General features: G+C 68.3%; 19 protein-coding genes. 10 read left to right on the forward strand and 9 right to left on the reverse strand.

Annotated elements, in window-relative coordinates:
• Positions 1-14: 14 nt before the first annotated feature.
• Positions 15-1,247 carry a hypothetical protein gene (locus tag ACLBW1_RS19515; protein WP_447813434.1) on the reverse strand — a complete coding sequence of 411 codons (1,233 nt, stop codon included), beginning with the start codon at positions 1,245-1,247 and terminating at the stop codon, positions 15-17.
• Between the two features lie 167 nt (positions 1,248-1,414).
• On the opposite strand from ACLBW1_RS19515, the gene ACLBW1_RS19520 reads away from it, so the two are divergent.
• The 4 genes from ACLBW1_RS19520 (at position 1,415) to ACLBW1_RS19535 (ending at position 5,285) form a co-directional block, all read left to right on the forward strand.
• Positions 1,415-1,990 (forward strand): TerD family protein, encoded by a 576-nt coding sequence (locus ACLBW1_RS19520; RefSeq protein WP_447813435.1) that lies wholly within the window; start codon positions 1,415-1,417, stop codon positions 1,988-1,990.
• Between the two features lie 31 nt (positions 1,991-2,021).
• Positions 2,022-3,176 carry a DUF475 domain-containing protein gene (locus ACLBW1_RS19525; protein ID WP_447813436.1) on the forward strand — a complete coding sequence of 385 codons (1,155 nt, stop codon included), beginning with the start codon at positions 2,022-2,024 and terminating at the stop codon, positions 3,174-3,176.
• A 115-nt stretch (positions 3,177-3,291) separates the two neighbouring features.
• A complete protein-coding gene (locus ACLBW1_RS19530; protein ID WP_447813636.1) occupies positions 3,292-4,404 on the forward strand; it encodes a ferredoxin reductase in 1,113 nt (370 codons plus the stop codon).
• Positions 4,405-4,472: 68 nt separating this feature from the next.
• Positions 4,473-5,285: an adenylate/guanylate cyclase domain-containing protein gene (locus tag ACLBW1_RS19535; protein ID WP_447813437.1), complete on the forward strand. Its 813-nt coding sequence runs from the start codon at positions 4,473-4,475 to the stop codon at positions 5,283-5,285.
• Positions 5,286-5,309: 24 nt separating this feature from the next.
• On the opposite strand, the gene ACLBW1_RS19540 is transcribed toward ACLBW1_RS19535, so the two are convergent.
• Complete coding sequence (locus ACLBW1_RS19540) at positions 5,310-5,987, reverse strand: YoaK family protein (RefSeq protein ID WP_447813438.1); 678 nt, start codon at positions 5,985-5,987, stop codon at positions 5,310-5,312.
• 155 nt (positions 5,988-6,142) lie between these two features.
• Here ACLBW1_RS19540 and ACLBW1_RS19545 point away from each other — a divergent pair, with 155 nt between their 5' ends.
• Positions 6,143-7,249, forward strand: coding sequence for a glycosyltransferase (locus ACLBW1_RS19545; protein WP_447813439.1), 1,107 nt, complete (start codon positions 6,143-6,145; stop codon positions 7,247-7,249).
• Between the two features lie 33 nt (positions 7,250-7,282).
• Here the strand turns inward: ACLBW1_RS19545 and ACLBW1_RS19550 are convergent, their stop codons facing one another.
• Positions 7,283-8,146 (reverse strand): cyclopropane mycolic acid synthase family methyltransferase, encoded by an 864-nt coding sequence (locus ACLBW1_RS19550; protein ID WP_447813440.1) that lies wholly within the window; start codon positions 8,144-8,146, stop codon positions 7,283-7,285.
• Positions 8,147-8,397: 251 nt separating this feature from the next.
• On the opposite strand from ACLBW1_RS19550, the gene ACLBW1_RS19555 reads away from it, so the two are divergent.
• Genes ACLBW1_RS19555 through ACLBW1_RS19570 form a run of 4 tightly spaced genes read left to right on the forward strand, consistent with a single transcriptional unit; the run spans position 8,398 to position 11,702 of the window.
• Complete coding sequence (locus ACLBW1_RS19555; protein ID WP_447813441.1) at positions 8,398-8,829, forward strand: type II toxin-antitoxin system Rv0910 family toxin; 432 nt, start codon at positions 8,398-8,400, stop codon at positions 8,827-8,829.
• Positions 8,826-9,704: an alpha/beta fold hydrolase gene (locus ACLBW1_RS19560; RefSeq protein WP_447813442.1), complete on the forward strand. Its 879-nt coding sequence runs from the start codon at positions 8,826-8,828 to the stop codon at positions 9,702-9,704. Before ACLBW1_RS19555 ends, ACLBW1_RS19560 begins: the two co-directional genes overlap by 4 nt.
• A 46-nt stretch (positions 9,705-9,750) precedes the next feature.
• On the forward strand, positions 9,751-10,218 hold the full coding sequence (locus tag ACLBW1_RS19565; protein WP_447813443.1) for a nitroreductase/quinone reductase family protein: 468 nt from the start codon (positions 9,751-9,753) through the stop codon (positions 10,216-10,218).
• Positions 10,219-10,274: 56 nt separating this feature from the next.
• Positions 10,275-11,702, forward strand: a complete 1,428-nt coding sequence (locus ACLBW1_RS19570; RefSeq protein WP_447813444.1) for a glucose-6-phosphate dehydrogenase — start codon at positions 10,275-10,277, stop codon at positions 11,700-11,702.
• On the opposite strand, the gene cynS is transcribed toward ACLBW1_RS19570, so the two are convergent.
• The 6 genes from cynS to ACLBW1_RS19600 form a co-directional block, all read right to left on the reverse strand.
• Positions 11,689-12,141 carry a cyanase gene (gene cynS / locus ACLBW1_RS19575; RefSeq protein WP_447813637.1) on the reverse strand — a complete coding sequence of 151 codons (453 nt, stop codon included), beginning with the start codon at positions 12,139-12,141 and terminating at the stop codon, positions 11,689-11,691. The genes ACLBW1_RS19570 and cynS overlap by 14 nt on opposite strands.
• A gap of 54 nt (positions 12,142-12,195) precedes the next feature.
• Positions 12,196-13,347, reverse strand: a complete 1,152-nt coding sequence (locus ACLBW1_RS19580) for a GNAT family N-acetyltransferase (RefSeq protein ID WP_447813445.1) — start codon at positions 13,345-13,347, stop codon at positions 12,196-12,198.
• A 114-nt stretch (positions 13,348-13,461) separates the two neighbouring features.
• On the reverse strand, positions 13,462-15,306 hold the full coding sequence (locus tag ACLBW1_RS19585; protein ID WP_447813446.1) for a glycoside hydrolase family 15 protein: 1,845 nt from the start codon (positions 15,304-15,306) through the stop codon (positions 13,462-13,464).
• A 36-nt stretch (positions 15,307-15,342) separates the two neighbouring features.
• A complete protein-coding gene (locus ACLBW1_RS19590) occupies positions 15,343-15,849 on the reverse strand; it encodes a CoA-binding protein (RefSeq protein ID WP_447813447.1) in 507 nt (168 codons plus the stop codon).
• Complete coding sequence (locus ACLBW1_RS19595; RefSeq protein WP_447813449.1) at positions 15,842-17,155, reverse strand: O-acetylhomoserine aminocarboxypropyltransferase/cysteine synthase family protein; 1,314 nt, start codon at positions 17,153-17,155, stop codon at positions 15,842-15,844. Before ACLBW1_RS19595 ends, ACLBW1_RS19590 begins: the two co-directional genes overlap by 8 nt.
• A 43-nt stretch (positions 17,156-17,198) precedes the next feature.
• Positions 17,199-17,714 carry an OsmC family protein gene (locus ACLBW1_RS19600; RefSeq protein WP_447813450.1) on the reverse strand — a complete coding sequence of 172 codons (516 nt, stop codon included), beginning with the start codon at positions 17,712-17,714 and terminating at the stop codon, positions 17,199-17,201.
• Between the two features lie 234 nt (positions 17,715-17,948).
• Here ACLBW1_RS19600 and ACLBW1_RS19605 point away from each other — a divergent pair, with 234 nt between their 5' ends.
• On the forward strand, positions 17,949-22,055 hold the full coding sequence (locus tag ACLBW1_RS19605; RefSeq protein WP_447813451.1) for a molybdopterin-dependent oxidoreductase: 4,107 nt from the start codon (positions 17,949-17,951) through the stop codon (positions 22,053-22,055).

Below are 22,055 nucleotides of genomic sequence, written 5' to 3' on the forward strand. Positions count from 1 at the left end.
ATGCCCGGTGGCGGTCACCGGCGCGCCTCACCCTTCATCTTCGCCACCGTCTCGGCGACGAACGTGGCCACCGAGGTCAGCTCCTGCACGTATCCCCAGTAGTCGGGGTGCGTGCCGACCAGCGCCGCGGTCGCACGTTCGACACGCGCCGCGGCGGCATCGAGCACCGAACCCCAGCGCGGGACGAGGCGGCGGTCGACCGCCAGCAACTGTGCGTCGCGGATGGCGAAACGGACCTCACCCTCGAGGGCGCGTGGATCGGCCCGCACCTCGCGCAGCAGCGCGAGGCGGTCGGTGACGCCGTCGACGAACTGTTCGGCGTCGGCGAGGCGGCTGCGCGCCGAGGCGACGCGGTCGGCGGCCGCGTCGGGGTCGGTGGCGAGGAGTTCGGTGGCGGCGTCGACGAAGTGGTCGGCCGATCGGAGCGCCTCGTCCCCGCGGCGGTCGTCACCGACGAGGTCCTCCGAGCAGGCCGCCGAGAACTCCCGTAGAAGAGCCGAATATGCCTGGGGGAGTCGCTGGGCGCGGGTGGCGACCGCCGACCGGCGGGTCCGCACCGACGCCAGGGCCCGCCGGACCTCCTCGGCGCGGCCCGGTGCGGCCGCCACCGCCGCGCGCAACTCCTCGACCGCGGAGGTCAGATCGGACGTGGCCGTGTGGATCGCCGAGGGATCACCGGCTGTGCGGGCGCGGTCGAAGGCGTCACGGGTGCGGGCGTGTTCTGTCAGCGCCGCCCGGATCGACGAGTACGCCTGCAGACGCGGGTCGAGGGCCTCGACCGCGGCGACCGCCGCATCCGACGCCCGTGCGGTGGACCCCGCCTCGTCGGGCACCGCGGCGCGCACGGCGCGGGCGTTCTCGATCGCGGTGGAGTGCGCGTCATAGAAGCGGTCGAGGTCGGTGATGGATCTCTGCAGGGCCTCGGAGCACTGTCGGTACTCGGTCTCCGAGACGAGGCCCGGCCCTGCGGACGCGAGTTCGGTCGACTGGCCGCTGAGCCTCAGGTACCAGTCGATCGCCGCGTAGACCGAGGCACGTACCGGCTCGAACTCACGGGACAGTGAGCGGTCGGTGGCGAGGGCGGTCGCGGCGTCGACGCCTTCGGCGATGATGGACAACCGCTGGTCGAGTGCGAGGAAGTCGCGGACCATGGCCTCGCGGGGCCCGTCGAGCGCTCCGGGCACCGACGAACGCGGCGTGGGGGTGCCGCCCGCACGCGGAGCGCGTCGAAACCAGCCACTGACCACGAGCGCGATCGTACTGGGCCGTCCGTTTCGCCACGTCGCGCCGTGCGGCAGCACCGCCGGGGAACGCCACACGCGCGCCGTCCGTTCCACCCGTGGATCCCTCGCACGGTTTGTCGGATCTCACGTACGGTTACCCACAGCAGTGACCACCAAAGAAAGGGACTGACATGGGCGTCAGCTTGAGCAAGGGCGGCAACGTTTCTCTCACCAAGGAGGCACCGAACCTCACAGCGGTGTCGGTGGGTCTGGGCTGGGACATCCGCTCCACCACCGGTACCGATTTCGACCTCGACGCCAGCGCGATCGCCGCCGGCACCGACAAGAAGGTGTTGTCGGACAAGCACTTCATCTTCTTCAACAACCTCACCTCGCCCGACGGTTCCATCGAGCACACCGGCGACAACACCACCGGTGAGGGCGAGGGTGACGACGAGGTCATCAAGGTCAACCTGTCGGCGGTCCCGCCGGAGGTCGACGCCATCGTCTTCCCCGTGTCGATCTACGACGCCGACGCGCGTTCGCAGTCGTTCGGTCAGGTCCGCAACGCGTTCATCCGCGTCATCGATCAGGCCAACAACAAGGAGCTCGCCCGCTACGACCTCTCCGAGGACGCCTCCACCGAGACGGCCATGGTCTTCGGTGAGCTCTACCGCTCGGGCTCGGAGTGGAAGTTTCGTGCGGTCGGCCAGGGGTATGCCTCGGGTCTCGCCGGGATCGCACGCGACTACGGTGTGAACGTCTGACGCGTTAGTCCTCTCCGAAAGGCTTCTCCTCGTGGTTGTCCGCACCTTCGGGATCTCGATCCTGGTGACCATCGCCTCTCTGGTGGTGGCGTTCATCTACGGCAGCTGGGAAGCGGTGGCGCTGTGCGCCATCCTCGGTGTGCTCGAGGTCTCGCTCTCCTTCGACAACGCGGTCATCAACGCGACCGTGCTCGAGAAGATGAGCGAGTTCTGGCAGAAGATGTTCCTCACGGTGGGCATCATCATCGCCGTCTTCGGTATGCGGCTCCTGTTCCCGCTCGTGATCGTGTGGGTCACGGCGGGACTGGATCCCGTCCGGGCGTTCGACCTGGCGATGAACCCGCCTGCCGGCGGTGCCGAGAACTTCGCCGACGGGAGCCCGAGTTACGAGAAGATCCTCACCGACGCTCATCCGCAGATCGCCGCGTTCGGCGGGATGTTCCTGTTCATGCTGTTCCTGAACTTCATCCTCGCCGAGCGCGACACCAAGTGGCTGTCGTGGTTCGAGAGGCCGCTGGCGGCCATCGGCAAACTCGACCAGCTCGCGGTGATCATCGCCGGCGGCAGCCTGACACTGGTCGCGGAGTTCCTCGCCGACGATCAGCACCGCGCGACGATCATGATCGCCGGCGTGCTGGGCATGATCACCTACATCGCCGTCGACGGCCTGGGTTCGCTGTTCCACACCGAGCAACTCGAGTCCGACCACGAGGCGAACGAGGCGTCGTTGGCCGCCGGAGGGCCGTCCACACTGGTGAAGGCGACCGGCAAGGCCGCGTTCTTCCTGTTCCTCTACCTCGAGGTGCTCGACGCGTCGTTCTCCTTCGACGGCGTCATCGGAGCGTTCGCGATCACCGCCGACCCGATCATCATCGCCCTGGGCCTCGGGTTCATCGGCGCCATGTTCGTCCGCTCCATCACCGTGTTCCTGGTTCGCCAGGGCACCCTCGCCGAATACCGGTACCTGGAGCACGGCGCGCACTGGGCGATCGGCGCACTGTCGGTGATCCTGTTCATCTCGATCGAGTACCACATCAACGAGATCATCACCGGCCTCGTCGGTGTCGCGTTCATCGGCGCGGCCTTCATCAGCAGCGTCATCGCCAACCGACGCGAGGCCGACGACGACACGACACCGCCGGCAGCCGGTTCGCCGACCGGCCAGATGGCCACCGCCACCGAGTGATTCGCCGTCCTGCGCAACGGGGCCGAGCGTCGACGTCAACGCCGGGTAGGGTCCTGCGGGGTCTCGGCGACGAGGACCGTGTCGTGATCGGGCGAACAGACGGACAGGGATGAGCATGGATCTGTTGAAGTGGAGCCGACGACCCGCCGCCGACGTCTCGGCGGCGGCACCACGGGTGAACGTGCTCCGCGGGCTCGTCGCACGGGCCACGACCCCGTTGCTTCCCGACGACTACCTGCACCTGGTCAACCCACTGTGGTCGGCCCGGGAGCTACGCGGCCGGATCGTGGCGGTGACACGCGAGACCACCGACACCGCGACCGTCGAGATCGAGACCGGGTGGGGGTTCTTGCACAACTACCAACCCGGCCAGTACGTCGGCATAGGCCTGCAGATCGAGGGCCGGTGGCATTGGCGGTCGTACTCGCTGACCTCCATCGGGGAGACGCGCAAGAAGCGCATCAGCATCACCGTGAAGGCCAACCCCGACGGGTTCCTGTCGACGCACCTGGTGGACGGTGTCCAGCCTGGGACGGTCATCCGGCTCGCCGCCCCGAAAGGGGACTTCACGCTGCCGTATCCGGCCCCGCCGAGGATCCTCTTCATCACCGCGGGCAGCGGGATCACCCCCGTCATCTCGATGCTGCGCGGGTTGCGGTCGCGCGGTGAGACGCCCGACATCGTGCACGTGCACTCGGCCCCGACGCGCGACGACGTCATCTTTCTCGGAGAGCTCGAAGATCTCGCGGCGGCCGGCGTCGGCTACACCCTCGACCTGCAACTGACACGCACGATGGGCAAGGTCGACCTCGACCGGCTGAACGATCGCGTCGGCGACTGGCAGACGCGGGTGACGTGGGCGTGCGGTCCGATCGCGATGCTCGACGACGTCGAACGCACCTGGGGCGCAGCCGGACTCGCCGACAATCTGCACGTCGAGCGATTCGCCATCGCCCGCACCGACAAGGGCGGCGAGGGCGGCACCGTCACCTTCACCCGGTCGGGCAAGTCACTGGAGATCGACGGTGCGACCACGCTGCTTGAGGCCGGTGAGGGGCAGGGGGTACAGATGCCGTTCGGATGCCGGATGGGGATCTGTCAGAGCTGCGTGGTGCAGCTGACCGGGGGTTACACCCGCGACCTGCGCAACGGGACCGAGAGTCGCGAGGGCGACCGTATCCAGACCTGCATCAGCACCGTCTCGGGCCAGTGCACCATCGACCTGTGACCTCGCGACACCCCGACCGACCGCAGTCGATCCGCGCGTCACCCGATCAGCATTAAGATCATTCAACGATGGCGAATTCGGGAGACAAGCGCACCGCCGGACGGGCGATCGTGGACGGATTTCAGGCCGCGCGACGGTGGGCATCGCGGGTCAACCGCACCGATTCGGTGGTGCGGGCCGCACGGACCGCGCGACAGGTCGCACCCGGTGAGCTCCCGATCCTCGAGGTGTCGAGCAACACGACGCGGCGCAGTGACCGCATAGCGCGGCTCATCGGAGAGGCTGCCGCCGAGCAGCCGAGCGCTCTGCGAGAACTGGGCCTCACCGCGGTGCAGCTGTGGCAGGCGATCGGCGCCAAGCGCGCCCCGACCGAGGCGCCCAGCGAGTTCGTCACCATCCTGTTCACCGATCTCGTCGGATTCTCCACCTGGGCGCTGGCCGCCGGCGACGACAAGGTGCTCGCCCTGCTGCGCCAGGTCAACGCGGCGACCGACGAGGTGGTGCGGAGACGCAACGGTCGGGTGGTCAAATCGCTCGGCGACGGCACGATGGCGGTCTTCGTCGACGGCGCCGAGGCGATCGAGGCGGCCCACGAGGCATGCGTGGCGGTCAGCGCGATCACCGTCGACGGCTATCGACCCGCCTTGCGGGCCGGGCTGCACACCGGCAAGCCGCGCAGAGAGGGCGACGACTATCTCGGCGTCGACGTCAACATCGCCGCCCGGGTGGCCGACGCCGCGGCCGGGGGAGAGGTGCTCGCCACCAGCTCCACCCTCGACGCGACCCGCGCGGACAAATACATCACGCGACGTCGGCGCTTTCGCGCCAAGGGTGCGCCCCGCGACCTCATCGTCTACGCGGTGGTCCCGAAATACGAGTAGTGGCAACCTGTTTCGGCGCCACTGTCAGCCGAGGACTCCGCTGCGGTCGGCGCTGGAGTAGGTGTACAGGGTCGTCGCGGCGCTGATAACCGTGGCGACGAGCAGCATCTGCGGGTTGGTGATGATGAGGCTGATGATCCCGCCGGCGACTGCGCCGACGAAGAACGAGGCGTAGAGCAGGAAGTACCCGAGCCACGCGGTGATCGGACCGCCGCTGATGTGGCGCTCGATACCCTGCCCCATCTTCACCAGTGTCCCGGTCACGTAACTGAGCGGGATCGACACCTCGCCGTTCTTGCAGAACGAGGTGTTGAGTGCGCCGATACCGAAGGCGACGAAGATGATCGGGACGAAATTCAGCTGAGGCGCATCCCATCCCGCCATGTACAGGTCCACGACGGTGGCGATCGCCAACGCGCCGGTGGTGAGGACGGTCGCGCCGTGCGGATGATTCACCCAGAAATGCCTGCGGCACAACGACGCCACCACCACACCGGCGACGAACGACAGGGTGAGCAGGATGGCGGCGGTCGCCATGAACGGACGGCCCTGCAGGTATCCGAGCGCGCCGCGTTCGGCGTTACCGGTCATGAATGTGACGAAGTAGCCGCCGGTTTGGGTGAAGGCGGCGGCACCCACGAGGCCGGCCAGGCCCGCGAGCACCCATGACAAACGTGATTCCTTGTCGGTGATCGTGTCCATATCGGGAAGATAGCGAGGTTCTCTGAGACGTTCCTGTGACCGCAACCCAGGTTTGTGCGACGTCACGAAAGACGCGCGACGAATTGTGCACATGTTGTGCGGCTGGTCATCTCGTCGTAACACGACGTCGTCGTGTCGGGTGCGACACTGCGGCCATGCGCATCGTGCAGGTCGCGAACTTCTACGGTCCGCGGTCCGGCGGATTACGCACTGCCGTCGATCAACTCGGGCGCGGCTACACCGATCACGGCCATTCCGTGACCGTGATCGTCCCTGGCCGGGCGGCATCGGAGGAGGTCCTGGGGTCGGGTGTGGCACGTATCACGGTGCCCGCCATCGGTATCCCGGGCACCGGCGGTTATCGCGTGGCCGATCCACGGCGGGTCACCGACCTGCTCGTCGGGCTCGCCCCAGATGCGCTGGAGGTGTCCGACCGGTTGACGCTGCGCGGGCTGGGTCCGTGGGCACGCCGCCGCGGGATCGCGTCGGTGATGATCAGCCACGAACGCCTCGACCGTCTGTTGGCACAGGTGATGCCCGCGCGGTGGGCCCGCGCCGCGGCCGACATCGCCAACGCCCGCACCGCGGCGGGATACGACGCGGTGGTGTGCACGACAGCGTTCGCCCGCGCCGAGTTCGATCGGATCGGCGCGACGAACGTCCACCGCGTCCCACTCGGGGTCGATCTGGAGCTGTTCCATCCACGGCGTCGCACCGCCCCCGCCGTCGACGCCTGGCGAGACGGGTCCTCGCGTCTGCTCGTGCACTGTGGACGACTCTCGATCGAGAAGCACGTCGAACGCAGCATCGACACCTGCGCAGGGCTGGTGGCCGCGGGGGTCGACGCGCGGTTGGTGATCGCGGGTGACGGTCCGCGCCGGGCATCGTTGACCCGCCGCGCCGCCGGCCTCCCCGTGGAGTTCACCGGGTTCCTCGACAACCGGACCCGGGTCGCCGAGCTGCTCGCCGCCGCGGATGTCGCCCTCGCCCCGGGGCCGCACGAGACGTTCTGTCTGTCCGCGCTCGAGTCGCTCGCCGCGGGTACACCCGTCGTCGCCTCACGCACGTCGGCGGTCGCGGAGATGGTGACCGACCGCTGCGGCGCCATCGCGGGCAACACCACCGCGGAGTTCGCCGACGGCGTGCGATCGGTGTTCGCGCTGTCGTCGGGCGGACGGGTCAGCGCGCGTCGGCGTGCCGAGGACTTCGGCTGGCCGTCGGCGGTGCAGGGCATGCTCGACGTGCTCGACCCCCGGTCGTGACCGGGGGTCGAGGGGTGGATCGTCGGCGAGGCGCTACTTGGCCAGCGTGAACTGCATGACGTCGATGTAGCCGTTGCGGAAGTAGTCCGCGCACCCGGTCAGGTAGTGAATGTAGGTGTTGTACACGTCCTCCGAGGCGATACGGATCGCATCCTCGCGTCGCTTCTGCAGGGCGTCGGCCCAGATGTCCAGGGTCCGCGCGTAGTGCTGCTGCAGCGGCTGGATCTTCTCGACGGTGAAGCCCGCGGCGGTCGACTCACGCTCGACATCATGGGGTTCGGGGAGCTGTCCGCCCGGGAAGATCTCGTTGGCGATGAACCGGGCGAACTGCAGCACCTCGCGGGTGATGGGCAGGCCCTTCTCGCGGATCACGTGGCGGTTGAACGCCACGATGGTGTGCAGCAGCATCCGACCGTCAGACGGCAGCAGGTTGTAGGTCTTGGAGAAGAACTGCGGGTAACGCTCGGCACGGAAGTGCTCGAACGCCCCGATGCTCACGATGCGGTCGACGGGCTGATCGAACTCCTCCCAACCCTGCAGGCGCACCTCGGCGGTGCGTCCCTCGGGGGTGGCCTCGGCCAGCGACGCGTTCACCAGCTCGTACTGGTTCTTGCTCAGTGTGAGACCGATGACGTTGACGTCGTAGGTCTCCATGGCCCGCTTGATGGTGGTGCCCCAACCGCAACCGACGTCGAGGAGCGTCATGCCCGGTTCGAGGCCGAGCTTGCCCAGCGAGAGGTCGATCTTGGCGTACTGCGCCTGCTCGAGGGTGTAGTCGTCCTCCTTGAAGTACGCACAGCTGTACATCCGCGAGGGATCGAGGAACAGGTCGAAGAAGTCGTTGGAGAGGTCGTAGTGCGCCTGCACATCCTCGTAGAACGGATCCAGTTCGGTCATGGGTGCCATCTTCCTTCCGTGGTGTTCCCCCTGATCCACCGATGCGGAGGATCGTGGCCCTGTGGCGGACGGCCGTGGGCTGGGCCGACGCGGTCCACAGATCGTCGTCGCCGGTCACCTTACCGGTGCGCCAGATCACACCGCCGCCGTGGCAGTCGGGGCGGTCGGGCGACCGCGGCACGGGTTCAGCGGTAGCGTCAGCCCGAGGCGGCGGGGATCCGTCGCCGCACCGAACGCGAAGGACACCCACTGTGGCAAGTGTGACCGTGACGGTCGATTCCGACCTGTCCCCGGCCGACGCCTGGGCGCTCGCATCGGACCTGGGGCGCTTCGACGAGTGGCTGACGATCTTCGGTGGGTGGCGGTCGGAGGTGCCCGAGCGCATCGAGGTGGGCACGTCGGTCAAGTCGCTCATCAAGGTGAAGGGGTTCCGCAACGTGATCAGCTGGACGGTCACGACCTACGACGAGCCCGAACGCATCGGACTGCAGGGGACCGGTCGCGGCGGGGTGAAGATCGACCTGTCGATGACCGTCGACTCGGTCGACTCCGGCTCGCGATTCGACCTGACCGCGACCCTGCGTGGTGGCCTGCTCAGCGGCCCGGTCGGGTCGCTCGTCGCCCGCGTGATCGAATCCGACGTCCGGCGGTCGGTCGACAACCTCGCCGCCCTGAGCTCATGACCGCCCTGTCGACCGTCACCATCAACGGTGAGCCCGCCGCGTACCGCGACGTCGGCCAGGGCGAGGTCATCCTCCTCATCCACGGTATGGCCGGGAGCTCGGCCACCTGGCGTGACGTGATCCCGGTGTTGGCCCGACACCATCGTGTGCTGGCCCCCGACCTGCCCGGTCACGGTGCGTCCGGGAAACCCCGGGGCGACTACTCGTTGGGCTCTTTCGCGGCCTGGCTGCGCGACCTCCTCGACCAACTCGACATCGATCGCGTGACCGTCGTCGGCCAGTCTCTCGGCGGTGGCGTCGCGATGCAGTTCAGCTACCAACACCCCGAGTACTGCCAACGCCTCGCGTTGATCAGCAGCGGCGGCCTCGGACCCGACGTCAGCTGGACCCTGCGGTTGCTCGCCGCCCCCGGCGCAGAACTGCTGATGCCGGTCATCGCCGCCCCGCCGGTGATCTCCGCGGGCAACCGGGTGGCCTCGTGGCTGGGGGAGCGCGGTTTACGCGCACCGCGTGCCAACGAGATGTGGCGTGCACACCGGTCGCTGGGTGATCGGGAGACGCGCGCGGCGTTCCTGCGCACCCTGCGCGCCGTCGTCGACCACCGCGGCCAGGCGGTCAGCGCGATGGGCAAGCTGCACCTCAACGAGGGCATGCCCACCCTGCTGATCTGGGGCGACGACGACGCCGTCATCCCTGTCGCGCACGCCCATGCCGCTCATGAGGCGATGCCGGCGAGCCGGCTCGAGATACTCCCCGGCGTCGGCCACTTCCCCCAGGTGGAGGATCCGGACGCGGTCGCGCGTCTGCTCCTCGAGTTCCAGGCACAGCCCGCCCGGACCCACCGGCCGATCGCGCACACCCGCCGGACGGTGTGAGCCGGAACAGGTGAGGCCGCGAGTCCGGGCCGACTACCGTAGAGAGATGGGTCTGCTCACTCCGCTCGCCGTGCGCATCGGCGCGATCCCCTGGATGCCGAAGGCGCTGCCGCTGATCGAGAAGACCGACAGCCGTCTGCAACGGGTCACCGGCGGCCGGGTCAGCCTGCTCGACATCGCCGGGCTCCCCAACCTCATACTGCGGGTACCGGGCCGCAAGAGTGGCGTGCTGCGGTCGACCCCCCTGCTGTGCGCACCGCGCAGCGCCGACGAATGGCTCATCGCCGGCTCGTATTTCGGCAACCCCAAGACCCCGACGTGGGTGCACAATCTTCGCGCCGCCGATTCCGCCGAGATCGTCGTCGACGGCACCCCGATCACGGTGTCGTGGCGAGAGGCGGGCGACGACCGGCCCGTGCTGTGGGCCGAGCTCCTCGACGTGTGGCCCAATTTCGCTCTCTACGAACGACGCACCGACAGGGTGATCCCGGTGTTCGTCCTCACCCGTCGCTGAATCGGCTCGCTCCGTCTGCTCGGCACCCACCGACGCGCGTGGGGCATAGTGGAGCCATGCCCGAGTCCACCTCAGGGGCCGACACCCCCACGGTCTTCGTCTTGTTCGGTGCCACCGGCGATCTCGCCAAACGGATGGTGCTGCCCGCCTTCTACGAACTCGCCCAGCGCGAGTTGCTCCCCACGCGGTGGAAGCTCATCGGCAACGGCCGCGGCGAGCGCACCGACGACGAGTTCCGGCAGCACGTCGCCGACGCCCTGAACGAGTTCGGCGACGGGACCGACGACCACTGGGATGCTTTCGCGAAGAATCTCCGTTTTGCCGGTGGGGGATTCACGGTCGACGATCCAGGACAGCTCCCCGACGTGATCGACGAGATCCGCAACGACGACGACTTCGGTGGCGACGACGTCCAGCTCGTGCACTACATCGCGTTGCCGCCGGCGACGTTCACCGACTACACCAAGGCGCTCGGCGAGCACGGACTCGACGAGGGTGCACGGGTGGTCTACGAGAAGCCGTTCGGCACGTCGCAGAAGTCGTTCGAGGAACTCGACGTCGCGGTGCACGAGGTGTTCGACGAGAAGCAGGTCTATCGGATCGACCACTTCCTCGGCAAGGAGAGCACGCAGAACCTGCACATCATCCGGTTCGCCAACGGCATGTTCGCCGGGCTGTGGAACCGGGAACACGTCGAGCAGGTCCAGATCGACATCCCCGAGACCCTCGACATCGACGATCGTGCCGAGTTCTACGACGCCACAGGCGCGGTGCTCGACATGTTGGTGACGCACCTGTTCCAGGTGGCCGCCGAGGTCGCGATGGAACCGCCGCTGAGCCTCGGCGCCGACGACCTGCAGAGCGCCCGTGAGTCGGTCATCGCCGCCTTCCGGCCGATCGACACCGACGAGGTCGTGCTCGGACAGTTCGAGGGGTATCACGATGTCGAGGGCATCGACGACGACTCCGACACCGACACCTTCGTGGCGGCCCGGATGTGGGTCGACACCGACCGCTGGCGCGACGTCCCGTTCGTGTTGCGGACGGGCAAGATGCTCGGCGTCTCGGCGCAGCGCGTGACGCTGGTGTTCCGTCGACCCGAGGACGGACCGGTCACCCACCTGCCCGCGAACGGCGCCGCGCTCACCTTCGATCTGTCCGGCGACGGCGAGATCGACATCACCCTCACCGTGAAGACGCCCGGCCCCGGTGAGGAACTCTCGGTGGCGCACATGGAGCTGCCGTTGAGCTCCATCGAGACCAACGGCGGTGGCCTGTCGCCGTATTCGCGGTTGCTCTACGACGTGCTCGACGGCGACCGTTCGCTGTTCACCCGCCCCGACGGTCTCGCCCACGTGTGGGAGGTCGCGGCCCCACTGCTCGACAACCCGCCCGCGGTGCAGTCGTACGCGCCCGGGTCGATGGGCCCACACGCCGCCGACGAGTTGGCCGAGCCGGTGGGCTGGTTCGTCAGCGGCCGCTGACCCAGTCGTAGGGCAGGAACTTGCCGTCGAAGGTGATCACCACACGGTCGCCGGAGTCGTGCGGCACCTTGTCGATGTCGAGGCTGAAGTTGATCGCGCTCATGATGCCGTCGCCGAACTTCTCGTGGATGAGCTCTTTGAGCGCGGGGCCGTAGACGGCCAGCGCCTCGTACAGCCGGTAGATCGTGGGATCGTTCACGGCCACGTCGCGGTCGGTCCCGCGGACCGGGACCGTCCCGAGCAGGGCGACGTGATCACCCGGCAGACCCAGCTTCTCGAGGAGCACCTCGGCCTCGGGCCGCGGGATCGGGTGCTGGCCCAGGAGGGCGGCCGTCGTCCAGACGACCGGGCGATCGACGGCGTCGGCGAGTTCCTGCCAGGACACGCCGGTCTCGATGCGGCTCGTGGCGATCAGTTCGGTCAGCTCGTTTCTGTTCACCATCACAGCATCGCCGATCATGTGGCGGGGCGCAGGCCGGGTTGCGGTCGCGCCTCACACCGCCTTCACGAAGCAGCGCGCATGTGCCAGACGGTCGGCGTCGTAGCCGTCCCACTTGGCTGCGGGCACGCCCTCGCGCCCGACCTCGTCGAAACCCCGTCGGAGGAAGAACTGTGCGGCGTCGGTGCTGACGGTGACCGCGAACAGCGTCGTGACACCTCGGTCGCGACACATCTCGGACAACCCGTCGACGAGCAGACCGCCGGCGCCGAGGCCGGAGAACTCGGCCACGGTGATCAGGCCCGACACCTCGCCGAATCCTGTTCCTACGTAACGGTCCACCTCGAGTCCGACGACGCCCGCCAGGTGGCCGGTGCGCAGCACCCGCGCACCCAGCCCGCTGACGGCCAGGCGGGCGACGTCCATTCGGCTCCGCGGCTTGAGCACGCCCTCACGGACGCCCTGCTCCACCAGGGCTTCGATCGCCGGGAAGTCGTCGACCTGCAGGGACGCCAGGTGCAGGTACCGACCTTGCGTGAGCACGGTTCCACGGCCGTCGAAGGTGAGCAGCTCGAACTCGAGATCCTCCGCACGGCAGAGGTTCACGCTGTAGGCGCCGCCGGCGAGCGACTCGTGTGCGGCGGGTACGAAGTCGTCGAGCCCACGCCCGGCGAGGTGCGCGACGAGACGGTCCCGGTGCGCGTCGATGTCGGCGAAGCTCCGTGGCGGCGTGCCCCACCCGCCACCGGGATCGGTGAGCACCATCTTCGACGCCCGGACACTCGCGGACACCGATCCTGCGGTGCGCGCGACCGCGGATGCATCTGCGCCGACCACGACGCGATGCGAGTCCGCGATGGCGAGCCACAGGCGCGCGATGGTCTCGTCGTCCCATGCCTCCGAGCGATCCACGGCCAGACCGTCGACCGCCTCGGAGACCGCCGTCACCCGGTCGACCGGGACCACGAAGACGAACCGTGTGTCGCCTGAGTCGAACTCGCCGACGGTGCGTCGGATCGCGGTCAGACCAGCGGCGGTCACCGCGGTGAGCGCGACCACGATGGTGACCCCGCGGAACTCCTCGATGAAGAAGTCACGCTCGACCACCGGCACCCCACCTGGTGTCACCTCGCCGGATCGCACACGTGACGTCGCCCGCCTCGACGACGACCCAGGCTGCTGCACCTCGTATCGCTGCTCGGTCATGATGCACCCAGTCTGAACTGCTCGCGGTCGAGGCGCACGGCGCCCATCCGATCGTGGACAGCGGTGTGCCAGCGCGTCACCCGCCGAGCCCCGTCTCAGCCGCCGAGTTCCGCGTCAGCCGCCGAGCTCACGGTCGAGGTTGTAGGCCGCACTGATGAGCGCGAGATGGGTGAACGCCTGGGGGAAGTTGCCGAGCTGCTCACCGGTGAGGCCGACCTGCTCGGCGTAGAGGCCGAGGTGATTGGCGTGGGTGAACATCTTCTCCATGGCCAGACGGGCATCAGGGCGACGTCCGACCCGGGTCAACGCCTCGACGTACCAGAACGAACACAACGAGAACGTGCCCTCGGTTCCGCTCAGCCCGTCGTCGTGATCGCTTGCGTCGTAACGGAACACCAGCGAATCGCTGACGAGCTGCCCCTCGATGGCCTCGAGCGTCGCCAGGAACCGCGGGTCGGTGGGGGAGAGCAGCTTCACGGCCGGGATCAGCAGCAGCGATGCGTCGAGCCGATCCGATTCGAAGGTCTGCGTGAACGACTGACGGGACTCGTTCCATCCCTTGGTCATGATCTGGTCGAAGATCTCGTCGCGGGTCTTCATCCAGGTCGCGACATCGCCGGGCAGGCCGCGCTGCCGACTCATCCGGATCATGCGCTCGAACGCGACCCAGCACATGAGGCGGGAGTACACGAAGTTCTGCGACTCCGAGCGCACCTCCCAGATGCTCTCGTCGGACTGATCCCAGTTGTCGACGAGCCAGGACATGACCCCGCACAACTCGTTCCACGAGTTCCACGAGATGCCGGGGCCGTACTTGTTGAACAGGTACACCGAGTCGATGAGCTCGCCGTAGATGTCGAGCTGCAACTGGTTGGTCGCGCCGTTGCCGACGTTGACCGGTGTCGATCCGCGGTACCCCGACCAGTGCTCGAGCGACTTCTCGTCGGGTGGGGTGTCGCCGTCGATCGTGTACATCAGACGCAGCGGACGGCCGTCGGCGTCGCCACCGTCGCTGAACCGCCGGGTGAGCCAGCCCATGAACGCCGCCGCCTCGTCGTTGAATCCCAGGCGCAGCAGACCGTACAGGGAGAACGCCGCGTCGCGGATCCAGACGTAGCGGTAGTCCCAGTTGCGTTCGCCACCGATCTCCTCGGGCAGCGCGGTGGTCACCGAGGCGACGATGGCGCCGGTCGGTTCGTGGGTCATCAACTTGAGCGCCAGCGCCGAGCGGTGCACCATCTCGCGCCAGCGCCCCGTGTAGTTCGACTGCGCCAACCATGACTGCCAGAACCGCACCGTCGCATGGATGATGTGTTCCGAGGCCTCCGAATCGCGCTCGTCGTCCGGGATCTCGTCGACACCGAGAGTGAAGGTGGCGGCCTCACCGACGCCGAGTTGCACGCGAGCGGTCACGACGCCGTCGTCGATCCCCAGCGGGACGTCGGACGCGAGATGCAACGTCAGGTCGCCGCCGGCGAGCGTGACGTGGGTGTCGTCGACGGCCGATGCCGTGTGGTCTGCTCGCCCGTAATCGAATGCGGGATCGAGACGCATGGCCATGGTGACGCGGCCGCGGACGCATTCGATGCGACGCACGATCCGGGTGCGGTGGTCGGGGTCCCTCGGCTTCGCCAGGGGCATCAGGTCCTGTACCTCCGCGACACCGTCCTCGCTCATGAAGCGGGTGACGAGGACATTCGAATCGGGCAGGTAGAACTGCTTGGTCGACACCAGTCCGTCGACCATCGACACATCCCACGACCCGCCCTTTGCCGAGTCGAGAAGTGCACCGAACACACTCGGGGAATCGAATCGCGGGCAGCAGAACCAGTCGATGCGGCCGTCGATACCCACCAGAGCCGCGGTGCGCAGGTCGCCGATGACACCGTGATCGGCGATGGGGAGGTAACCGTCGACCGAGTCGTCGGTCGTGGGCGTGGTGGCGTCGTTGCGGGTCACACTCCCCATACTGGCAGGACGACGCCGATCAGCCGGTCACAGACCTGATCGACGACGCGAGTCGATGACGCCGGTGTCGAAACCGGCGAGATGCAGACCCCCGTGGAAGCGCGCGTGCTCGATCTTGATGCAGCGATCCATCACCACGCGCAGCCCGGCATCCTCGGCGCGGCGCGCGACGTCCTCGTGCCACAGACCCAATTGCAGCCACAGCGTCTGCGCTCCGACGGCGATGGCCTCCTCGGCCACCTGGGGCAGGTCATCGTGTCGGCGGAACACATCGACGAGGTCGGGGGCGGCGGGCAGATCGGCGAGAGTCGGATACACGGTGGTGCCCTCGATGTCGTCGATCGTGGGGTTCACCAACCAGATGGTGTAGTCCGAGGTCGACGACAGGTACTTGTTCACGAAGTAGCTCGCGCGAGCGGGGTTCTTCGAGGCACCCACGATGGCGATCGTCCGGGTCTCGGTGAGGATGGTCCGGCGTTGCGCGGCCGTGGGTCCCACCCAGGTACGGGTCGCGTGGTCGGCGGTGTCAGGCATCGGTGTTCGCCTCCTCTGCGGTGGCGGTGGCCGCGGCCAGCGCCTGATCGAGATCCCAGAGGATGTCCTCGATGTCCTCGATGCCGACGCTGATGCGGATGAGATCGTCGGGGACGCCTGCGGCCTCGAGTTGCTCGGCGGTCAGCTGCCGGTGCGTGGTGCTGCCGGGGTGGATCACGAGGGTCCGCACGTCGCCGATGTTCGCGACGTGACTGGCCAGGCGCACGTTCTCGACGAAGGCCCGCCCGGCGTCGCGACCGCCGGCGATGCCGAAGGCGAACACCGCACCGGGCCCGGCCGGGAGGTACTTCGCGGCGCGTTCGGCGTGGGGATGGTCGGGCAGTCCCGCCCAGCGCACGTAGGTCACGCGGGGGTCGGCGTCGAGCCACTGGGCGACCGCGTGCGCGTTGGACATGTGCGCCTCCATCCGCTGCGGGAGCGTCTCGATGCCCTGGATGAGTTGGAAGGCCGAGGTCGGGGCGAGGCTGGCACCCAGGTCGCGGACCTGCTCGCTGCGAACCTTGGTGAGGAATCCGTACTCGCCGAAGTTGCCCCACCAGGTGAGCCCACCGTAGGAGGCGACGGGCTCGGTCATGGCGGGGAACCGACCCGAGCCCCAGTCGAATCGACCTGATTCGACGATCACGCCACCGAGGGTGGTGCCGTGCCCACCGAGGAACTTCGTCGCCGAGTGGACCACCACGTCGGCCCCGTGTTCGATCGGTCGGCACAGCCACGGCGTGGCCATGGTGGAGTCGACGACGAGGGGCAGTCCGTGTTCGTGCGCGACGGCGGCGAGGCCCTCGAGGTCTGCGATCTCGCCCGACGGGTTGCCGATCACCTCCGCGTAGAGGAGTTTCGTGCGGTCGGTGATGGCCGCGGCGTAGTCGGCCGGGTCGGTCCCGCCGACGAAGGTCGTCTCGATCCCGAAACGGCGCAGCGTCACGTCGAGCTGGGTGACGGTGCCTCCGTAGAGCCCGGCCGCGGCCACGATGTGGTCGCCCGCGCCTGCGAGGGTCGCGAAGACCGCGAACTCGGCCGAGAGGCCGCTGGCGGTGGCGACCGCGCCGATCCCGCCCTCGAGGCTGGCCATCCGCTCCTCGAATGCCGCGACCGTAGGGTTGCCGATCCGGCTGTAGATGTTGCCGTACTTCTGCAGGGCGAACAGGTCGCCCGCATCGTCGGCGTCGGCGAACACGTAGCTCGCGGTCTGGTAGATCGGGATGGCTCGGGCACCGGTGTGCGGATCGACGCGGGCACCCGCGTGAATCGCTCGGGTACGCAACCCGAATTCGTGATCGGTCACACTGCGAGTTCTACCAGCGGGCCGGTCACGCGATCGAGTCGACTCAACCGACGCGCAGCGACGTGTGCACCGGCGTGGCGTTGCGGGTGAGGTCGAGAACGGGGCAGTGGGCGTCCACCGCGGCTTGGAGTTCGTCGTAGCGTTCCTGCGACTCGGGGCCGGTCACGGTGATCTCCAGACGAACCTCGCCGAAACCTGCGCGGACATCGTCGTCGAAACCGAAGAAGCCGTTGACGTCGAGATCACCCTCGGCGGTGGCGGAGATGTCCTCGACCGTGATGCCCAGCTTCTCCGCCCAGAACCGGTAGGTGACCACCTGGCACGACAGCAGGGACGCCAGGTAGTACTCGACCGGATTCGGCGCGGTGTTCTCGCCACCGAGGGCCGGGGGCTCGTCGACCCCCACGCTGTACTTGCCGAGTCGCACGGTGCTCGCGACCGCGTCGTGCGACGTCGCTGTGCCGCGGAACACCGCGTGAGCGTTCGTGGGGTCGGCAGTGATCGCCTCCGAGGTCGCGGCGATGACACCGCCGAGATGGCTTGTCGAGGTGGTCATCATCTGTCCTTCTGTACGGCGACGGTATATACCGACCACGGTAGGCCGAACACCCTTCACCCATCGGGTCTCCGTCGCTGCTCGACGCGTCTGAACTCGACCGATACCTTCCGATCCGGCTGAGCGAATGGCGCTGGCGGCCGCTCACGCGCCCCGCGCGGTCGCGGTGAGGACATCGTCACCTCGGACACACAGCGGGGTAACGACTGCGAGAGCCTGCGCCGACACCATGGGGCCATGGTCAGATCGCTGTGCGCGTACTGCGGCGTGGGGTGCGGCATGCTCTTGCAGATCGGCCGCGGTCCGGACGGCGGCGACATCGTCAGCAAGACCTCGGGTGACACCGCCCATCCCAGCAACGCCGGCCGACTGTGCACCAAGGGCGCCACCACCGCCGACATGCTGGCCGCATCCGGTCGGCTGCACACCGCGCTGGTCCGCCCCGACCGCGGAGACGCCCCGGTGCCGACCGCGACGTCGGACGCCGTCGGACTCGCCGCAGGCCGGTTGCGCGCGATCGTCGACGAACACGGCCCCGACGCGGTCGCGATCTACGTGTCGGGCCAGATGTCGCTCGAGGCGCAGTATCTGGCGACCAAGCTCGCCAAAGGCTATCTCCGCACATCGCACATCGAATCGAACTCGCGTCTGTGTATGGCGAGCGCGGGAACCGGCTACAAGCAATCCCTCGGTGCCGACGGGCCGCCGGGCTCCTACGACGATTTCGACCACGCCGACCTGTTCTTCGTCACCGGCGCCAACATGGCCGACTGCCATCCGATCCTGCATCTGCGGATGCTCGACCGCATCAAATCCGGTGCGCGCCTCATCGTGGTGGACCCACGACGAACCGCGACCGCCGACAAGGCCGACCTCCACCTGCAGATCGCCCCGGGCACCGACCTGTGGCTGATGAACGGCCTGCTGCACCTGCTCGCCGAGGCCGATGCGATCGATCACGACTTCATCGCCGAGTTCACCGACGGTTGGGAGGTGATGGTCGACTTCCTCGCCGACTACGCCCCCGCCGTGGTGAGCGAGAGGTGTGGGATCGCCGAATCCGACCTGCGCACCGCCGCGCAGTGGATCGCCGAGGCCGACGAGTGGATGAGCTGCTGGACCATGGGGCTCAACCAGTCGACCCACGGGACGTGGAACACCAACGCGCTGTGCAATCTGCATCTCGCGACGGGGGCGATCTGCCGCACCGGCAGTGGACCGTTCTCGCTCACGGGTCAGCCCAACGCCATGGGCGGCCGGGAGATGGGTTACATGGGGCCGGGGCTTCCCGGTCAGCGCAGTGTCCTCGTCGACGCCGACCGCGCGTTCGTGGAGGACGCATGGCACCTGCCCGCGGGGTCGTTGCGCACCGAGGCGGGCGCGGGCACCGTCGACATGTTCTCCCGTCTGGCCACCGGCGAGATCAAGGCATGCTGGATCATCTGCACCAATCCCGTTGCCAGCGTGGCGAATCGGTCGACGGTGATCGCGGGACTCGAGCGTGCCGAGCTCGTGATCACCCAGGACACCTTCGCCGACACCGAGACCAACACCTATGCCGACATCGTGCTGCCGGCCACGCTGTGGACAGAATCCGAGGGGGTGATGGTCAATTCCGAGCGGACGCTGACCCTGTTCCGCCCCGGCCTCCCCGCACCCGGCGACTGCCTGCCCGACTGGCAGCTCATCGCGCTCATGGCACGGGAACTGGGATACGGCGACGCCTTCGACTTCGCCACCGCGGAGGAGGTGTTCGACGAGATCGTCGCGTTCGCGAACCCTGCCACCGGATACGACCTGCGGGGCGTGTCCTACGCCCGCCTGCGCGAGACACCGACGCAATGGCCCTGCCCACCCGGGTCGACGCAGTCGCGCCACCCCATCCGCTATCTCAACGACGGGGTCAGCCAAGACCTGCTGACCCGGTCCGACGGCACCGTGCCCCGATTGGCCTTCGCGACACCCAACGGCAGGGCTCAGTTCTTCGCCCGGCCGGCCATGGATCCCGCCGAGATGCCCGACGACGAGCACCCGTTCGTGCTCAACACCGGCCGGTTGCCGCACCAGTGGCACACGATGACCAAGACCGGCCGCGTCGCGAAATTGAACAGACTGAACCCGGGGCCGTTCGTCGAGATCCACCCCGACGATGCCGCATCCCTCGGCATCGAGGCAGGCGACCGGGTCGAGATCGCTTCGCGTCGTGGGTCGGCCACCCTTCCCGCGACGATCAGCGACCGCGTCCGGCCGGGCGGGTGCTTCGTGCCGTTCCACTGGAGCGACATGTTCGGCGCGGACCTGGCGATCAACGCTGTCACGATTGACGCCACCGATCCGATGTCGCAGCAACCCGAGTTCAAGGCCTGCGCGGTGAACCTGGTCCGCGTGGGAGCCGCCACCCCGGCCTCGGCCGTGTCGCCACCCGAGGAGCCGTCGGCGGCCGGCGACGGCGACGCGATGAGCACGGTCGGCGCCGCCCTCGGTGTCTCGGAATCCGATGCCGTCGAACTCACCGCCGCCGAACGGACATGGGTGGCCGGCCTGATCGCCGGACTGCGGGCTGCGCCGGTCGCTGACTCGAAAGGTGGCGGCGTACCGACCGTCCCCGCCGACGCGCCGCTGTCTGCGGCGGCACGCGCCTACGTCGACGGTGTCCTGGCCGGGATCTACTCGCGCACAGTGGCTCCCGCTGGAAGCGCGACCGACGCGACCCAGACGACACCCACGACGACAGCGGTGGTGCTGTGCGCATCGCAGACGGGGACCGCGGAGGAGTTCGCGGCCACCGCCGCAGCCCACCTCACCGACACCGGTGTCGGGGTCACCCTGCGCACCATGGACGATTTCTCCGTGGCCGAGCTCGCACACCACGACGCGGCACTGATGATCACCAGCACCACCGGCGACGGCGATGCTCCCGACAACGGTGTCGCGTTCTGGGATCAGGTCACGTCCCCGGACGCCCCCGATCTGAGCGGCGTGCGGTACTCGGTGCTCGCCTTCGGCGACTCCAACTACGACGATTTCTGCGGCCACGGCCGCAAACTCGATTCGCGCCTCGCCGAACTGGGTGCCGATCGCATCGCCGACCGCGCCGACTGCGAGCCCGAGTTCTCCGACACCGCGGCCGGATGGTTGCGCACCGTCACCGCACGACTGGTGCCCGAGGCGGCCGTGTCAGCGGCTGCCGCACCGACGCCGATTCGTGCCCCGGACGAGCCCGCCGCGTTCAGCAGGAGATCGCCGTTACGGACCCGCCTGATCCGCAACACCCCGCTCTCCGGTGCCGGATCGGAGAAGGACGTGCGCCAGTTCGGTTTTCACCTGCCACCCGACACCCTGACCTACGAGACCGGCGACGCGCTGGGGGTGTGGCCGCGTAACAGCACCCACCTCGTCGGGGAGTGGTTGTCGCTGACCGGGCTCGACGGCGACGCACCGGTCGAGCTCGGCGGCGGCGCACCCCGACCGCTCCGTGACGCGCTGCGCGACGATCTGGAGATCGCCCGCATCACCCCCGACCTCCTGCGATTCGTGCTGCGCCGCACGGGCGATGTCGATCTCGAGGCGATGATGCTGCCCGACAACCGGGACCGGCTCTCCGACTGGATGTGGGGGAGGCAGTCGGTCGACCTGCTCGCGACGCACCCTGTCCGCGCCGACGTCGACGAGTGGCTGACGGTGCTCAAACCGATGCAACCCCGGCTCTACTCGGTCTCGTCGAGTCCGCTCGAGCATCCGCGGGAGGTGCAGCTGACCGTGTCGGCGGTGCGACACAACCTGCACGGGACACCCCGACGCGGCGTGTGCTCGACCTATCTCGCCGACCACGCCGGCGACGACGAGATCGGGATCTTCGTGCAGAGGACGACGCACTTCCGTCCGCCCGCAGATCCTGACACCCCGATGATCATGATCGGGCCGGGCACGGGAGTGGCCCCGTTCCGGGCGTTCCTGCAGGAGCGGCGCGCATCGGGCCACACCGGCGACAACTGGCTGTTCTTCGGTGAGCAACATGAGGCGACCGACTTCTACTACCGCGACGAGCTGACGTCGATGCTCGACGACGGCGTGCTCACACGTCTCGACGTCGCGTTCTCGCGGGATCACGCCGACAAGGTCTACGTACAGGACCGGATGCGGGAGCACGGCGCCGAGATCTGGGACTGGCTGCACCGGGGCGCCTCGGTCTTCGTGTGTGGCGATGCGACCCGGATGGCCCGCGACGTCGACGCGGCTCTCAAGGGCGTCGTCGCCCAGTACGGCCGCCTCGCCCCCCACAGCGCCGAGGCCTTCGTCAAAGCGCTCGCGGCCGACAAGCGTTACGTGCGCGACGTCTACTGA

The sequence above is a fragment of the Williamsia sp. M5A3_1d genome, from assembly GCF_053345315.1.

Excerpts from the sequence above, each read along its gene's own strand:
- ACLBW1_RS19590 (WP_447813447.1), bottom strand. The coding sequence starts at position 15,849 with ATGCCTGACACCGCCGACCACGCGACCCGTACCTGGGTGGGACCCACG.
- ACLBW1_RS19545 (WP_447813439.1), top strand. The coding sequence starts at position 6,143 with ATGCGCATCGTGCAGGTCGCGAACTTCTACGGTCCGCGGTCCGGCGGA.
- ACLBW1_RS19570 (WP_447813444.1), top strand. The coding sequence starts at position 10,275 with ATGCCCGAGTCCACCTCAGGGGCCGACACCCCCACGGTCTTCGTCTTG.
- ACLBW1_RS19580 (WP_447813445.1), bottom strand. The coding sequence starts at position 13,347 with ATGACCGAGCAGCGATACGAGGTGCAGCAGCCTGGGTCGTCGTCGAGG.
- ACLBW1_RS19520 (WP_447813435.1), top strand. The coding sequence starts at position 1,415 with ATGGGCGTCAGCTTGAGCAAGGGCGGCAACGTTTCTCTCACCAAGGAG.
- ACLBW1_RS19600 (WP_447813450.1), bottom strand. The coding sequence starts at position 17,714 with ATGATGACCACCTCGACAAGCCATCTCGGCGGTGTCATCGCCGCGACC.
- ACLBW1_RS19540 (WP_447813438.1), bottom strand. The coding sequence starts at position 5,987 with ATGGACACGATCACCGACAAGGAATCACGTTTGTCATGGGTGCTCGCG.
- ACLBW1_RS19565 (WP_447813443.1), top strand. The coding sequence starts at position 9,751 with ATGGGTCTGCTCACTCCGCTCGCCGTGCGCATCGGCGCGATCCCCTGG.
- ACLBW1_RS19560 (WP_447813442.1), top strand. The coding sequence starts at position 8,826 with ATGACCGCCCTGTCGACCGTCACCATCAACGGTGAGCCCGCCGCGTAC.
- ACLBW1_RS19550 (WP_447813440.1), bottom strand. The coding sequence starts at position 8,146 with ATGACCGAACTGGATCCGTTCTACGAGGATGTGCAGGCGCACTACGAC.
- ACLBW1_RS19535 (WP_447813437.1), top strand. The coding sequence starts at position 4,473 with ATGGCGAATTCGGGAGACAAGCGCACCGCCGGACGGGCGATCGTGGAC.
- ACLBW1_RS19605 (WP_447813451.1), top strand. The coding sequence starts at position 17,949 with ATGGTCAGATCGCTGTGCGCGTACTGCGGCGTGGGGTGCGGCATGCTC.
- ACLBW1_RS19530 (WP_447813636.1), top strand. The coding sequence starts at position 3,292 with ATGGATCTGTTGAAGTGGAGCCGACGACCCGCCGCCGACGTCTCGGCG.